This window comes from Streptomyces sp. NPDC052023, assembly GCF_044548465.1.
Taxonomy (GTDB): domain Bacteria; phylum Actinomycetota; class Actinomycetes; order Streptomycetales; family Streptomycetaceae; genus Streptomyces.
In genome coordinates this window covers 94,897-109,932 of record NZ_JBIUBW010000003.1, presented here as the reverse complement: position 1 = coordinate 109,932, position 15,036 = coordinate 94,897, and the positions used below count along the sequence as shown (strand labels likewise).

At 75.4% G+C, this 15,036-nt stretch carries 8 protein-coding genes and 1 pseudogene; 4 read left to right on the top strand and 5 right to left on the bottom strand.

The genetic code is table 11. From position 1 onward, the window contains the following. The first annotated feature begins 202 nt into the window (after positions 1-202). Together ACIHCM_RS08025 and ACIHCM_RS08020 are read left to right on the top strand one after the other, a co-directional pair. Positions 203-2,953, top strand: a complete 2,751-nt coding sequence (locus ACIHCM_RS08025) for an ATP-binding protein (RefSeq protein WP_399890897.1) — start codon at positions 203-205, stop codon at positions 2,951-2,953. A 133-nt stretch (positions 2,954-3,086) separates the two neighbouring features. After that, a complete protein-coding gene (locus tag ACIHCM_RS08020) occupies positions 3,087-4,067 on the top strand; it encodes an AraC family transcriptional regulator (RefSeq protein ID WP_399890893.1) in 981 nt (326 codons plus the stop codon). Between the two features lie 27 nt (positions 4,068-4,094). On the opposite strand, the gene ACIHCM_RS08015 is transcribed toward ACIHCM_RS08020, so the two are convergent. Further along, positions 4,095-6,848: an AAA family ATPase gene (locus ACIHCM_RS08015; RefSeq protein WP_399890890.1), complete on the bottom strand. Its 2,754-nt coding sequence runs from the start codon at positions 6,846-6,848 to the stop codon at positions 4,095-4,097. 211 nt (positions 6,849-7,059) lie between these two features. Then, a complete protein-coding gene (locus ACIHCM_RS08010; RefSeq protein WP_399890888.1) occupies positions 7,060-8,952 on the bottom strand; it encodes an ABC transporter ATP-binding protein in 1,893 nt (630 codons plus the stop codon). A gap of 150 nt (positions 8,953-9,102) precedes the next feature. Here ACIHCM_RS08010 and ACIHCM_RS08005 point away from each other — a divergent pair, with 150 nt between their 5' ends. After that, complete coding sequence (locus ACIHCM_RS08005; RefSeq protein WP_399890885.1) at positions 9,103-10,068, top strand: YbhN family protein; 966 nt, start codon at positions 9,103-9,105, stop codon at positions 10,066-10,068. A gap of 67 nt (positions 10,069-10,135) precedes the next feature. Continuing rightward, positions 10,136-10,900: a crotonase/enoyl-CoA hydratase family protein gene (locus ACIHCM_RS08000; protein WP_399890882.1), complete on the top strand. Its 765-nt coding sequence runs from the start codon at positions 10,136-10,138 to the stop codon at positions 10,898-10,900. Positions 10,901-11,146: 246 nt separating this feature from the next. On the opposite strand, the pseudogene ACIHCM_RS07995 reads toward ACIHCM_RS08000, so the two are convergent. The 3 genes and pseudogenes from ACIHCM_RS07995 to ACIHCM_RS07985 all read right to left on the bottom strand — a co-directional run. Continuing rightward, positions 11,147-12,088: pseudogene (locus tag ACIHCM_RS07995) on the bottom strand (NAD(P)/FAD-dependent oxidoreductase); the annotation flags it as partial. Next, positions 12,085-13,464 (bottom strand): FAD-dependent oxidoreductase, encoded by a 1,380-nt coding sequence (locus ACIHCM_RS07990; RefSeq protein WP_399890879.1) that lies wholly within the window; start codon positions 13,462-13,464, stop codon positions 12,085-12,087. The gene ACIHCM_RS07990 and the pseudogene ACIHCM_RS07995, both read right to left, overlap by 4 nt. Then, positions 13,461-14,900, bottom strand: coding sequence for an FGGY family carbohydrate kinase (locus ACIHCM_RS07985; protein ID WP_399890876.1), 1,440 nt, complete (start codon positions 14,898-14,900; stop codon positions 13,461-13,463). The genes ACIHCM_RS07990 and ACIHCM_RS07985 overlap by 4 nt, the downstream gene beginning before the upstream one ends. Positions 14,901-15,036 lie beyond the last annotated feature (136 nt).

Below are 15,036 nucleotides of genomic sequence, written 5' to 3'. Positions count from 1 at the left end.
CACGGGCGCGGCTGCGCCGCCGGTCGCCCCGTGTCCCGTCCAGCCTGGTCCCCGGCCGCGCCCCAGGCATCCGCACGCCGACCACGAAGTGACTGTCGCCGTCGGGCCTTCGGGGTCTTTGCAGCGCGCGCACATCTCGTTCTCCAGCCGTGCACATAGAATGCTCCATCTGCACAGAAACACAGGTCCGAGGGGGTGCCGGGTGCCGGGCGACGAGCTCTTCGGCCGGGCGGGGGAACTGGCCGCTCTCGACGCGCTCGTGGACGGGCTGCCGGACACGGGCGCGGCACTCGTGGTCCGTGGCGCGCCGGGCATCGGCAAGTCGGCGCTGCTGTCGCGCACCGGGCGGCGGGCCCGCGCCGCCGGTCTCACCGTGCTCACCGCCTCCGGTGTGGAGGCCGAGACGCATCTGCCGTACGCGGGGCTGCACCAGCTGACGCACGGGCTGCTGGACCGTGTCGGGCACCTGCCGCCCGTGCAGGCGCGGGCGCTGCTCGGGGCGTTCGGGATGGCCGAGCCGTCGGCGACGGAGGGCGCCCCGCAGTTCTTCATGATCGCCCTGGCGACGCTCAGCCTGCTCGGCGACGCCGCCGACGAGGCACCCGTGCTGCTGGTCGCCGACGACGCGCAGTGGCTGGACGCGCCGACGCTGGACGTGCTCGCGTTCGTGGCCCGGCGGCTCGGCGCCGAACCGCTGGGGATGCTGCTCGGCGTCCGCGAGGGGTGCGTGACGCCTCTGGACGCCTCCGCCGTGCCCGAGTTGCGGCTCGAACCGCTCACCGCGACCGCCGCGCGCGACCTCCTGGACACCGTGCGGCCCGGGCTCGAACCGCCGCTGCGCCGCCAGGTGCTGGACGGGGCCGCCGGCAATCCGCTGGCCCTCATCGAACTGCCGGCCGCCCTGCGCGGCCGGGCCACGTCCGCGGACGCCCTGACCTCCCCGGCCGTCCCCCTCACGTCAAGACTCGAACAGGCGTTCAGCTCCCGGCTGGCCGATCTGCCGCCGGACACGCGGACGGCGCTGCTCGTCGCCGCCTCCGACGAGGAGGGGCTGCTGGGGGACGTTCTCGCGGCGGCTTCCGGGCTGGCGCGCACAGCGCTCGACGCCGACGCCCTTCGTCCCGCCGTGGCGAGCGGCCTCGTCACGGCGGACGCGCAGCGCGTCCTCTTCTCCCACCCGCTGGTGCGGTCGGCGGTGCTGCACACCGCCCCGCTCGCCGAACGCCTCGCCGCGCACGGCGCCCTTGCCGCCGTACTGGAGGGCCGCCCCGACCGCCAGGCCTGGCACCGGGCCGCGGCCAGCGGCCGGCCCGACGAGTCCGTCGCCGAGGCGCTGGAGAGGACGGCGGCCCGCGCCGAGGCGCGCGGCGCACCGGCCGTCGCCCTCGCCGCCCTGGAGCGCGCCGTGGCCCTCGGCGAGCGTCCGTCGCGCCGGGCCGGCCGGCTGCTGCACGCGGCGGAGCTGACACTCGAACTCGGCGACGCCGAGCGGGCCGAGACCCTGCTGCACCTGGCCGCGCCGCTCGACCTCGACGAACGGGAACGGGCCCGGCTCGTGCTGCTGCGTGAGCGGCTCGAGACCGATGTGTCGGCGAGCGTGCCGCGACTGCGCCTGCTCATCGCCACCGCGGAGTCGGCGGCGGACGCGGGGCACCCCGGACTGGCGCTCACACTGCTGCGGGCGGCGGCGCGCCGCTGCTGGTGGGCCGACCCGGGGCGCGAGACACGCGAGCGGGTGGTCGCCGCGGCCGAGCGGCTGCCGGTGCCGGAACTGCACGCCGAACTGGTGTACGTACTGGCCGCTGCGACGCCGCTGGAGAACGGCAGCACGGTGGTCGAGCGCCTCGAACGGCTCGAGTCCGAGGGCGGTTACGACGTCATCGCCGCCGGCACGCTCGGTGCGGCGGCCACCATGGCGGGCGCCTACGACCTGGCGGGAGGCTTCCTGCGCCACGCGGCCGCCGGCCTGCGGGCGCAGGGCCGGCTCGGCCTGCTGACCCAGACCCTGGTGTCGCTGTCCTTCACCTCGGCCCATGTCGTGGACTGGGAGGCGGGCGTGCCGAGCGTGGCCGAGGCCGTCCGGCTGGCGCAGGAGAGCGGGCAGCGCCGGTGGCTCACCGGCGCGCTCATCGCGAAGGCGCAACTGACGGCCGTGCTCGGCGACGTGGCGGCCGCGCAGGGCGCCATCGCGGAGGCCGAGCGGCAGGGCCTGGCCGTGGCCAACCCGTCCAACCTCGCCTTCATCCAGATCACGCGGGGTCTGATCGGGCTGGCGGCGGGCCGGCAGGCGGAGGCGTTCGCCTGTGTGTGGCGGGTCTTCGACCCCACGGACCCGGCGCACCATCCGTACCTGCAGACCCTCGCCCTCCCCGTCCTCGCCGAGTCCGCGGTGAGCGACGAGCATCTGGCCCAGGCCCGGCAGGCGCTGAGCGGACTTCAGGAGCGGGCCGCACCGGCCACGGCCCGGACGGTCCGGGCCGGCCTGGGCTTCGCACAGGCGCTGCTGGCGGACGACGACAGCGCCGAGGCACGGTTCCGGGCGGCGCTCGATCTGGACATGTCGCAGGAACCCTTCACCCGGGCACGCCTGTTGCTCGCGTACGGGGCGTGGCTGCGGCGCAGACGACGGGTGACGGAGTCCCGTACGCCGCTGCGGATCGCGCGGGAGTCCTTCGCCTCGCTGCGCGCCGAGCCGTGGCACGAGCGCGCCCGCCAGGAACTGCGCTCCGCCGGTGAGGGAGGCGGGCAGCGCAGCCCCACGGACTGGGAGCTGCTCACACCGCAGGAGCTGCAGATCGCCCAACTGGCCGCGACGGGGCTGTCGAACCGGGACATCGGTCAGCAGCTCTATCTCTCCCCGCGCACCGTGGGAGCCCACCTGTACCGGATCTATCCGAAGCTCGGCATCACCTCGCGCGGGCAGTTGCGGGAGCGGCTGGGGCAGCGGGGGTGACGACCCGGTGCCGGTATCCGCGCGGGGGCGGGTTTTGCCTCCCGTGCACAGGCCTTGACCGAGGACGAACGCCGCCCGCTCCGTGCCCGGTCGCGTGCGGGGGCCGCCGCACACTGCGGGTCAGATCCTATGGATGGGGGACAATGTGCTGCTGCTGGACCTCGACACCGTGGCGCCGGGAGAGCGGGCGGACGCCTTCCACCACGCCCTGACGGACGACTCGGTACCCAACGACGTCGTGCACGAGGTCAGCGCGACGGGCATGCACGCGCGTATGGAGCTGTGGCGGCTCGACGACATCATGCTCTTCCGGTCCCGCAGTTCGGGTTTCACGGTGCACCGGACGGAGCGGCACGTGCGCGGGCACCGCAGCAACCCCGTCGTCTCCGTCTCGCTCCAGACCGAGGGCGCCGGCCGGGGCGAGGTGGCGGGACGGCGGGAGCTGTACGGCGCGGACGACATCACCGTCTTCCACGAACTGGTGCCACGCGTGTACGGCTGGTCCGGCGACGGCGCCTCGCAGGCCATGACGTTCGACGTCGAGCGGCTCGGTCTGCCGCTGGAGACCGTGCTGGAGGCGTCCGGCCGGTTGCGGGCCAGCCCGATGTACGACCTGGTGCTCGGGCACCTGCGCGGACTGTGGCGGGACCCGGACCGTCTGGTGGCCGACCCGGGAGCGGCCGCCGTGGCCAGCGCCACCGCACAACTGGTCCGCGCCCTGCTGGTCTCGGCCGCGCACGGCGAGCGGACGCCGCGGGCCGGCACCGTTCTGGAGGAGACCCTGCTGACCCGCGTCCTGGCCTACGCCCGCCGGTATCTCACCGATCACGATCTGACGCCGGAACGGATCGCCGCCGCGCACGCCGTCTCGTTGCGCCATCTCTACCTCGTCCTGAGCGGCGCCGGCGTCAGCCTCGAGCAGTGGCTCATCACCGAACGGCTGGAAGCGGCGCGCCGGCTGCTGCGCTCGCCCGGTCATGCCCACCTCACGATCGGTGCCGTCGCCGCACGGTGCGGATTCTCCAGCCCGAGCCACTTCACCCGGCGGTTCCGGGCGGCGTACGGGATGACGCCGCGCGAGTGGCGGCTGCCGCGGGGCGACGCGCCCGTCTGAGCCCACTCCCCTCCGGGCCCGTCGTCCTCACTGTTCCGCCCGCCCGTTCAGGGCCCGGGCCACGGCGGCGCGCGTGGTCACGCCCAGCTTCGGGTAGAGCCGGTAGAGGTGGCTGGCGACCGTCTTCGGGGAGAGTTGCAGGCGCGTACCGATGTCCCGATTGGTCAGCCCCTCCGCGACCAGTGCGGCGATCCGCAGCTCCTGCGGCGTCAGCCGGTCGACGGCGTCCGCCGCCCTCGCCTCGTCGCAGACGCGCAACTCCTCCTCGGCCCGGTCCCGCCACGGGCCGGCACCGAGGCCTGCGAAGGCGTCCCTGGCCGCGGCCAGCCGCTCCCGCGCCTGCGCCCTGCGGCCGCGCCGGCGCAGCCAGGCCCCGTGGTGGAACCGGACCCGGGCCAGCTCGAAGGGCCAGTCCCCGGCGTGGGCGCAGCCGTACACCGCGGCGCAGGCGGTGTCGGCGTCGTCGCTCACGAGCGCCTGCGCGGCGAGCAGGACGAACTCGTGGTGGGGCGAGATCAGGTCCATCCGGGCGGCCCGGCCCGCAGCCACGTGCCGGCGGGCCTCTTCGGTACGGCCGGAGCGCACGGCCGCCTCCACCAGGTCCAGGAAGACCAGATGGAACTGGGCGACGTCGGCCGGCAGCGTGCCGGGCGGGGTGAGCGAGGAGGCGTGCGCGTAGGCCGTCCCGGCGTCGCCGAGGGCGAGCGCGCACAGGGCCTGCATCGCGCGCAGGCGGTGGGTGACGAAGGTGAGGCCGTGGGCGGCGGCCCAGGGGCCGAGGACGGCGACGAGGTCCTCCACTGCCTGCCGCTGCCCCCGGGCCGCCGTGACATAGCCCTCCTTGTACCGAAACGTCCGCTCGTTGAAGAGGAACCCGCGCGCCCGTGCCTCGTCCGCGCCGGCCCGGGCCCGCTCGACGCAGCGGTCCCAGTGCCCGTGCAGGTAGTCGTCGTAGGCGGACACGGACGCGATCAGTGCCTGGGTGGTGTACGAGTGGCGGTGGGCGAGCCGCTCCCAGAGCGCGCTCCGGTCCCCCACGGCGTCGAGGCCGACGGCGGCCCACAGCAACAGCCAGACCTGGGCGGTGTCGCCCTCGTCCGCCCCCGAGAAGGCCCCGAGGGCGGCCTCCAGGCGTTCCCGGCCGCCCTGCGCACGGCGGGCGGGGTCGTGCCACACGTCATGGCCGAGCCACGCCAGGTCGGGCGCGCCGCCCAGCCGGGCCCGGGCCGCCTGCCAGACCTGCGGGTCGGCGGTGTAGCCGGCGCAGAGGTACAGCAGGAACAGGCACTGCAGGCGCAGCGGGCCGGTGACGCCGTCGAGGATCCGGGGCAGCAGCGAGACGGCGGGCCCGAAGTCGCCGTCCCTCTGCATGCGGACCTGGGCGCGCGTGAAGTCCAGCGTGTCGCGGCTGTCCTCGGGCACCCCGCCCGCGACGGCCTGGCCGAGCAGACGGGACGCCATGTCGATCCGCCCGCCGCGCAGCGCGGCGGACGCCGCCGCCGTGAGCCGGCGTCCCCGCCCCTCGGCGTCGCCGCTCAGGGCGGCGGCGCGGGCGAGGAGCCGGGCGGCCTCGGCGTCGCCGCCCCGGCACGCCGTGAGCCGGGCGGCCTCGTCCAGCGCCCGCGCCACTGCCTCGTCGGGCACGGCCGTGGCGGCGGCGAGGTGGGTGACCTGGCGCAGGCCTCCCGAGGGCAGCACCCGCGCCCAGGCGGCGTGCGCCCGGCGCCGTTCGGCCCCGGTCGCGCCGCCGGCCAGGGACGACCGTACGAGGGGATGCCGGAAGCGGACGAGCGCGGTCGGTTCGTCGATGTGCACGAGCCCGCCGCGTTCGGCTCCGGCCAGGTCCTCCGCCACCGCGTCGGCGCCGGCCGCCCGGGCGGCTGCCGCGACGAGGTGCAGGCTCTGACCGTCGTGACCGGCGAGGGCGCACAGCAGCAGGGTGAAGCGCACCGACGGCGCGAGTGCCGCCACCCGCCGCGCGAACATGCCCTCCAGGCGCTCCCCCAGCGGCAGCCGGTCCGGCAGGGGCAGGCTGCCGGTTCGGTGCGGTGCGCCGAGCCGGCCGGGAAGTTCGACCAGCGCCAGCGGATTGCCGGCCGCCTCCCGGACGATCCGGCGGAGCGCGGGGTCCGAGAGATCGGGGTGCAGCTCGCGCAGCAGTCCCTCGGCGTGCGCGTCGGTCAGCGGGGTGAGGTCGAGGACGCGCCCGCCGGAGGCGTCGAGGGCGGGCAGCGCCTCCTCGCGTACGGTGCCGACCAGCACCACCGGTAGACCGGCGAGGCGGCGCCGCACGAAATGCAGCACCTCGGCGCTGGAGGTGTCGGTCCAGTGCAGGTCGTCGACGAGCAGGGCCAGGGGGCGACGCCGGGAGGCGGCGTCGAGAAGTTCCAGGGCCGCCGCGGAGACCGTGTACGAACCGGCCGCGCCGTCCGCCGAGATGCCGAGGGCCCGCTCCAGTGCCGTGCGGCCGGCCGGTGTCAGCTGCCGTGTCTCGTCCCGGAGCGTCCACAGCAGCTGGTGCAGGACGGCGAAGGGCAGGTCCTTCTCGCTCTCGGCTCCGGCGGCCCGCAGCAGCCGCAGTCCGCGATCCGCGGCGAACTGCCCTGCCTGTTCCAGGAGAACCGTCTTCCCGATGCCCGCCTCTCCGCACAGCAGCAGGGCGCGGCCCTCGTCCCGCACCGATGCGATCGCCTCGCGCAGGGCCGTCCACTGCAAGTGCCGTCCGAGCCGCTCCGCCGCGAGCGGGTACCGCCGGCTTCCTTTCGGGTCCGGGTACGACATCGGGCGCCTTCCTTCCGTGCCCCCGCCGATCGCCTGGTCGTCGGGGCACGGCCATCCTGCCCCGGCCCGAAGCACGGCCGGGGCGTGCGCCCCTGGCTGTGCGCGGTGAGGCAAGTACCCATCGCTCCAGGTCAACCGGGCGCGGTCCCGGTCGTGCCGCGTCACCTTCCCGTGCGCCGGAGGACCGCGGGCACGCCTGCACCACCGCTGCCTACACCACCGCCGCCTCCGCCACCTCCTCGGTGCCCTCCTCGAACTGCGTCCGGTACAGCTCCGCGTACCGTCCGCCCGCCGCCAGCAGCCCCTCGTGCGTGCCCTGTTCGACGACGCGGCCGCCTTCGAGGACGAGGATCAGGTCGGCGGCCCGCACGGTGGACAGGCGGTGGGCGATGACGAGGGCCGTGCGGCCCTGGAGTGCCTCGGTGAGGGCCTCCTGCACGGCCGCCTCCGAGGTGTTGTCCAGGTGGGCCGTGGCCTCGTCGAGGATCACCACCCGCTGGCGGGCGAGGAGCAGGCGGGCGATGGTCATGCGCTGGCGCTCGCCGCCGGAGAGGCGGTAGCCGCGTTCGCCGACCACGGTGTCGAGACCGTCGGGGAGGGAGCGGACGAGGGTGTCCAGGCGGGCCCGGCGCAGGGCGTCCCACAGTTCGCCGTCGCTGGCGGCGGGGCGGGCCAGCAGCAGGTTGGCACGAACCGTGTCGTGGAACAGGTGACCGTCCTGGGTGACCATGCCGACGGTGGCGCGCAGCGAGCCGGCGCTCAGGTCGCGGACGTCGACGCCGCCGACGCGGACGGTGCCCCCGTCGACGTCGTACAGGCGCGGCAGCAGTTGGGCGATCGTCGACTTTCCGGCGCCTGAGGAGCCGACGAGGGCGACGGTACGTCCGGGTTCGGCGCGGAAGGAGACGCCGTGCAGGACCTCGGCGCCGCCCCGGCCGTCGAGGGCGGCCACCTCCTCCAGGGAGGCGAGCGAGACCTTGTCGGCGGCAGGGTAGCCGAAGCGGACGTCCGCGAACTCGACCGCCACCGGCCCCTCGGGCACGTCGACGGCGTCCGGCTTGTCCTCGATGAGCGGCCTGAGGTCGAGCACCTCGAAGACCCGCTCGAAGCTGACGAGGGCGCTCATCACCTCGACGCGCGCCCCGGCGAGTGCCGTCAGCGGCGCGTACAGGCGGGTCAGCAGCAGGGCAAGGGCCACCACGGCGCCGGGCTCCATGCTGCCGCGCAGCGCGAACCAGCCGCCGAGGCCGTAGACCAGGGCCAGCGCGAGGGCCGACACCAGGGTCAGCGCGGTGATGAACGCGGACTGCGCGGTCGCCGTACGGACGCCGATGTCCGCGACCCGGCGGGCCCGGACGGCGAACTCCGCCGACTCCTCCTCGGGCCGGCCGAAGAGTTTGACAAGGGTGGCTCCGGGCGCCGAGAAGCGCTCGGTCATCCGGGTGCCCATCGCCGCGTTCAGCGTCGCGGCCTCCCGCTGCATCCCGGCCATCCGGCTGCCCATCCGCCGGGCCGGGATCACGAACACCGGCAGCAGCATCAGCGCAAGCAGCGTGACCTGCCAGGACAGGGTGAGCATGACGGCGAGGGTGAGCACCAGCGTCACGAGGTTGCTGACCACGCCGGACAGCGTGTTGCTGAACGCCCGCTGGGCGCCGATCACGTCGTTGTTGAGCCGGCTGACGAGCGCTCCGGTGCGGGTGCGGGTGAAGAAGGCGACCGGCATCCGCTGCACATGGTCGAACACGGCCGTCCGCAGATCGAGGATGAGTCCCTCCCCCAGCGCCGCCGAGATCCTGCGGGCGAGGATGCCGAGGGCCGCCTCCACGACCGCGATCAGCGCGATCAGCAGCGCGAGCCGCACGACGGTCCGCTCGTCGCCGCCGCTGACGATCGCGTCGACGACGCGTCCGGCCAGGACGGGGGTCGCGACGGCGAGCAGCGCGGTCACCACCCCGAGCAGCACGAACAGCACGATCCGCGGGCGGTGCGGGCGGGCGAACGCGGCGATGCGGCGCAGGGTGGCGCGGGCGAAGGCGCGGCGTTCCTGTGTGGCGTTCATGACGCTGTACAACTGCGTCCACGCCGTGGTCTCCATGCTCATGCGACCGACCGTAGAACCTCGACCAAACTTGAGGTCAAGTCTCCCGCACATACCCTCATGGAGATCGTTGTCCGTCCGCTCCCCGCACGTCATCCCCCGTCCCCGCTTCCGCAACCCGCAGTTGAGGCGGTGCGGAAAACCTCTCGAAGTGTGACAGCGGCAGAACGACAACGCGCGGGACGGCGACCTGGACGCATTCCCTTCCGGCTGCTCCTCGGCCTGATCCCGCTCGCCTTCGTGGCCTACCTCGCGGTGCGGCACCGCGACGTGCTCGCCGACGGCTTCCACCACCTGGCGACGGCCAAGTGGCCGTGGCTGCTGGCCGCGGGCGGCGCCACCTGTCTGACCTGGGTCGCGATGGCGGTGACCCGGCAGGGCGCGGTCGTCGAACGGCTCCCGGGCTTCCGGCTGCTCGCCACTCAGGTCGCGGCGATGGCCGCCAACCACATGCTTCCGACCGGGCTGGGCTCCAGCGCGGTCAACCTGCGGTTCATGACGGTGTGCGGGCTGCCGCTGGCCCGCTCCTCGGCCGCGGTGGCGCTCTATCTGCTCGCCGAGAGCATCGCCCGGGTCGGCATGCTGGCCGTCCTGCTGATCGCCTTCCCCGGCGCGCTGCGGCTCGGCACGCTGCTGCCGGAGAACGCGGCCGGTCCGCTGCTGCTCGTGCTGGCCGCGCTCACCCTGGCGGCGGCGGTGCTGCTGCTCGTACGGCGGCTGCGCACGGCCGTGTTCTCCTTCCTGCGCACGGCGCTGGGCGAGGCCCGCTCGGTGCACACCCGCCCGGCACGGGCGCTGGCCCTGTGGGGCGGTTCGCTGGCGTTCCCCGCGTTGCAGGCGGCCGGGCTGGTCGCGGTGGGGCTGGCACTGGGTCTTGAGATACCGCTGTGGCACATCGTCGTCGCGTATCTGGCCGCGACGGTCGCCGTCGCCGTGGTGCCCACGCCGGGCGGGCTGGGCTCGGTCGAGGCGGCGCTGATCGTGGCCCTGGTCGCGGCGGGCAGCCCGGCCGCGGTGGCCACCGCTGTCGTCCTGGCGTACCGCGTCATCACCGTCTGGCTGCCGCTGCTGCCGGGGGCGCTGACACTGGGCGCGCTGGTGCGGCTGAAGGTGATCTGAAGCCGGCCCGGACCAGTAGCGTGCTGCCCTTCGACGAACACGAGGACGAAACGAAGGGGGCTCCACCATGCCGGTCCGCGTCGAGCGTCAGCGGCACGTCACCACCGTCATCCTGTCCCGCCCCGAGGCCCGCAACGCGGTGGACGGCCCGACGGCGGCCGAGCTCGCCGCCGCCTTCCGCGCGTTCGAGGCGGACGACGAGGCACGCGTGGCGGTGCTGTGGGGTGAGGGCGGCACGTTCTGCGCGGGGGCAGATCTCAAGGCGATCGGCACCGAACGCGGCAACCGGGTCGCCGAGGACGGCGACGGGCCGATGGGCCCGACCCGTATGCGGCTGACGAAGCCGGTGATCGCCGCCGTGGCGGGTCATGCCGTCGCGGGCGGCCTGGAACTGGCGCTCTGGTGCGATCTGCGCGTCGCCGAGGACGACGCCGTCTTCGGGGTGTTCTGCCGCCGCTGGGGCGTCCCCCTGATCGACGGCGGCACGGTACGGCTGCCCCGGCTGATCGGCACCAGCCGCGCCCTGGACATGATCCTCACCGGGCGGCCGGTACCCGCCCGGGAGGCCTACGACATCGGGCTGGCCAACCGCCTCGTCCCCACCGGCCGTGCCCGCGCCGAGGCCGAGGCACTCGCGGCCGGCATCGCCCACTTCCCGCAGGCCTGCCTGCGCGCCGACCGCGCCTCGGTCCTGGAGCAGGACGGCCTGGACGAACCTGCGGCGCTGCGCGGCGAACTGCGCCACGGCACGGGTGTGCTGGCGGAGAGCCTGCAGGGCGCCGCCCGCTTCGCCGCGGGGGCCGGGCGGCACGGCTCGTTCACGGACGGCTGAGCCCGGGCCTCCGGCGCCGCGGCGGTACGGCGGGCGCACCCGGGCGGGCCGCGCGACATCCGCCCCCTTCACCCCCGGTCACGGCACTCGCCACGGCTCGCTCACCGGCCGGGGACGCCGCGACCCGGCAACGGCGTCCCCGGGCGCCACCGACGACGAAACGCCGGGACCGAGGCGCACGCATGCCGCCCGCTTCACCGTCCGGCGCCGGCAGCCGGCACGACTCGTTCACGGATGCATGACGCCGAGCCCCGACAGCACCGCACCAGCCGCCCGCACACCCTCCCGCACCACCGCAGGCGCCCGCTCCACCGCGTGCACGGCGTTTCCGGCCGCGTACACCCCCGGGCGTGAGGTGCGCAGGGCGCCGTCCACGGACGGGCCGCGGGTGGCGGGGTCCAGGGCGATGCCGCCGCGCCGGGCCAGTTCGCTGTCGGGGACGAAGTCGCCGGTGAACACCACGGTGTCGCAGCGCAGGACCGTCGTACGGCCGTCGCGGTGGCGCACGCGGACGCCGGACAGGCGGCCGTTGCCGAGGAGTTCGGTGACTGCGGTGCGGGTGAGGAGCGGGATGCCCTTGCGCAGGCGGGCGTCGAGGGCCCGGGCGGGCGCGGTGCCGGGGCCGGGCAGGTCCGTGACCATGGCGACGACCCGGGCGCCGGCCGCCCGTACGGTGCCGGCGGCGGCGTAGGAGACGTCCTCCGCGCCGACCACCACGGCCCGGCTGCCGATCGGCTGTCCGTAGAGGTGGACCGCCTGCTGGAGTTCGCCCGTCGTCCAGACGCCGGCCGGGCGGGTACCCGGCACCAGGCGGGCGGCGCGGGGGCGTTCACGGGCGCCCGTCGCCAGCACGATCGCCCGCGCGGTGATCTCCTCGAGGCCGTGCGGGCCGACCGTCGTCAAAGTCAGCGGGCCCGCCCAGTCCAACGCGGTCACGCCGGGGCGGACGACCGCTCCGGCGCGTACGCAGGCGGCGGTGAGCAGGCGGGCGTACCGAGGGCCGGTCAGCGGGTGCAGCCAGGTGCCGAAGCCGCCGTGCGCGCAGTGCCGCGGCACCCCGCCGGCCTGCCGCTCACGGTCGAGCACCTCCACCCGTCCCACCCCGGCGGCGGCCAGCGTGGCGGCGGTGGCGAGTCCCGCGGGGCCCGCGCCGACGACCAGCACGTCGACCTGCCGTGCGTCCGTCATCGCCGGGCCTCCTCGAACAGCTGCCGTACCGCGGCCCCGCAGTAGAAACCCTGGCAGCGGCCCGCCCGGGCCCGGGTGCGGCGGCGCAGTCCGTCGAGGGTGCGCGGCGGGATCGTACTGCCGAGGGCGTCGCGGATCTCGCCCTGGGAGACGCGCTCGCAGTGGCAGACGAGGGTGCCGTACTGCGGGTCGGCAGCGATGAGTTCGGGGCGCATGCAGGGGCGCGGGACGGCCTCGCCGAGGTTCGGCATGCGCACCGGCTCCAGCTCGCGGGCGGGGCCCGCATCGAGGCCCGCCCCGGTGAGCAGGCCGGTGACATGGGCCGCGATCGCGAGGGACGCCGTCAGGCCGGTGGAGCGGATGCCGCCGACGGTGACGTACGCCTGGCCGGGGTGGGCGCGGATGCGGTAGTCGTCCTGCCCGGTGGCGGCGCGCAGGCCGGCGTAGACGGCGGTGACCTCCTCGTCGAGCAGCCCGGGCAGGATCCGGCGGCCCTGGTGGCGCAGGGCGGCGAGTCCGTCGGCGGTGGAGCCGGTGGCCCGTTTGTCGTCCAGGTCCTCGGCGGTGGGGCCGAGCAGGACGTTGCCGTGGACGGTGGGGGCGACCAGGACGCCCTTGCCGAGCGCGGTGGGGACCGGCAGCAGGATGTGGCGGACCAGCGCGCGGGCGAACTTGTCGAAGACGATGAGCTGGCCGCGGCGCGGCGTGACCGTGAAGTCGCGGTGCCCGAGCCGGGCGTCGAGCGTGTCGGCGTGCAGCCCGGCCGCGTTGACCAGCCAGCGGGTCCGCAGGGTGGTGCCCGCGCCGGTCGTCAGGACGTGCATCCCGTCGCGCCGGTCGACGTCCGTCACCCGGGTGTCCAGGTGCAGCTCGGCCCCGTGCCGGACCGCCTGGGTGGCGTACGCCAGGGTCGTCGTCCAGGGGCAGATGACGGACTCGCCGGGCACGTGCAGGGCGCCGAGCGCGCCGGGGCCGAGGTGGGGTTCACGCGCGTACAGTTCGGCCGGGCCGAGCAGCCGGGTCGCGTGGTACTCGTTGGCCTCGGCCTTCTCGGCGAGGCGGGGCAGCGCGGCGAGCTGTTCCTCGTCCCAGGCGACGAGCAGGGCACCGACGGTTTCGACGGGGATGCCGGACTCGGCGGCGTACGCGGCGAGCAGGCGGGCGCCCTCGCGCACCAGCCGGGCCTCCAGCGAACCGGGCACCGCGTCGAACCCGGTGTGCAGGATCGCGGTGTTGGCCTTGGAGCTGCCCTGTCCGACGTCGTCCTGGGCCTCGACGAGGGCGACGCGCAGCCGTGGGTACCGGGCGAGTTCACGGGCGATCGCGCTGCCGACGACTCCGGCCCCGACGACCGCCACGTCGTACGCCGGGGTCATCCGGGCGTCCGCTCGAGCAGGGCGGCGACGGCCCCGCGGAAGGTGGCGAGGCGCTCGGCGGCCTCGTCGGCGCCGATCCGGGGCTCGTGCACGGCGGCGGGCTTCTGGTCGGGCACCGCGTCCGCCAGGGTCAGCCCCGGCTCCACGCCCAGCCGGGCCAGCGCGCCGGCGCCGAGGGCGGTGGCGTCGGGCAGCGCCGACACCTCCACCGGGCGTTGCAGCAGGTCGGCCTGGGTCTGCATGAGGAGCGCCGAGCGGGTCAGGCCGCCGTCGACGCGCAGGGCGTCCAGCGGTGCGCCGAGGTCCTGGGCCGCCGCGTCGGCGAGTGCGACCACCTGGGCGGCGATTCCCTCGCACAGGGCGTGCACCAGATGGCCGGGGCCGGTGTCGAGGCCGAGCCCGGTGAGCGAGCCGCGCAGGTCGCCGCGCCACCAGGGGGCGGCGAGACCGGCGAGGGCGGGCACGAAGGTGACCCCGCCGCTGTCGGGGACCGTGGCACCGACGGCGTCGAGGTCGGCGGCGCTCCCCAGCACGCCGAGACCGGTGAGCCAGCGGACCGCGGAGGCGGCCGTGTAGACCTGCCCGTCGAGGCAGTACGCGGCGTCTCCGGCGAGCCGCCAGGCCACACAGCTGACCAGGCCGGAGCTGCCGCGCCGGGGCGTGTCCCCGGTGTGCGCGAGGAGGAACGCGCCGGTGCCGTACGTGCACTTGGCGCCGCCCGGCCCGGTGACGCGCCGGGCGAGGAGCGCGGCCTGCTGGTCGACGGCCAGGCCGGTGAGCGGGATCTCGGGGCCGAAGGCGGTGGTGGTGCCGAAGTGGCCTGCGTTGTCGACGACTTCGGGGAGCCGCTCGCCCGACATGCCGTACAGGTCGAGGGCGCGTGGCGACCAGCGGGTGCGGTCGAGGTCGAGCAGCTGGGTGCGGCCGGCGGTGGCGGCGTCGGTGACGTAGGCGCCGGTGAGCCGGTGCACGAGCCAGGCGTCGCTGGTGGTGACGACTCCCTCACGGGTCAGGTGCCGCCGTATCCAGGCCATCTTCGGCGCGGCGAAGTACGGGTCGAGCGGCAGTCCGGTGAGCAGCCGCAACTCGTCGTCGTGGGCCGCGAGTTCCGCGCACACGGTCTCGGCGCGGCGGTCCTGCCAGACGAGCGCGTCGGTCAGCGGGCGGCCGGTCACCGGGTCCCAGGCGAGCACGGTCTCGCCCTGGTTGGCCAGGCCGAGCGCGACGACGGGTTCACCGGCCTCGGCGAGGGCGTGGCGGCCCGCCTCGACCACCGAGCCGTACAGCTCGGCGGGGTCGGCCTCGACCAGGCCGCCGGGCAGCGGGCGGGGGTGCACGGCGGCGAACCCGGTTCCGAGGACCCCGCGTTCGGGGCAGACCACCAGCGCCTTGGTGCCGGAGGTGCCTTGATCGACGGCGAGCACGGGACCTGTCATCGAGCCCCCTTTCGGCTCCATCAGACGATCACGGTGCGACAGCCTGCCGTCGGCCGCCGCACGGAGTCAAGCGCCACTGACGGGCAGTCAGCTCACATGGTGAACAGGTGACACGAGGAAGCCCGCGGGGATCGGC

Excerpts from the sequence above, each read along its gene's own strand:
- ACIHCM_RS08020 (WP_399890893.1), top strand. The coding sequence starts at position 3,087 with ATGGGGGACAATGTGCTGCTGCTGGACCTCGACACCGTGGCGCCGGGA.
- ACIHCM_RS08015 (WP_399890890.1), bottom strand. The coding sequence starts at position 6,848 with ATGTCGTACCCGGACCCGAAAGGAAGCCGGCGGTACCCGCTCGCGGCG.
- ACIHCM_RS08010 (WP_399890888.1), bottom strand. The coding sequence starts at position 8,952 with ATGAGCATGGAGACCACGGCGTGGACGCAGTTGTACAGCGTCATGAAC.
- ACIHCM_RS08000 (WP_399890882.1), top strand. The coding sequence starts at position 10,136 with ATGCCGGTCCGCGTCGAGCGTCAGCGGCACGTCACCACCGTCATCCTG.
- ACIHCM_RS07990 (WP_399890879.1), bottom strand. The coding sequence starts at position 13,464 with ATGACCCCGGCGTACGACGTGGCGGTCGTCGGGGCCGGAGTCGTCGGC.
- ACIHCM_RS07985 (WP_399890876.1), bottom strand. The coding sequence starts at position 14,900 with ATGACAGGTCCCGTGCTCGCCGTCGATCAAGGCACCTCCGGCACCAAG.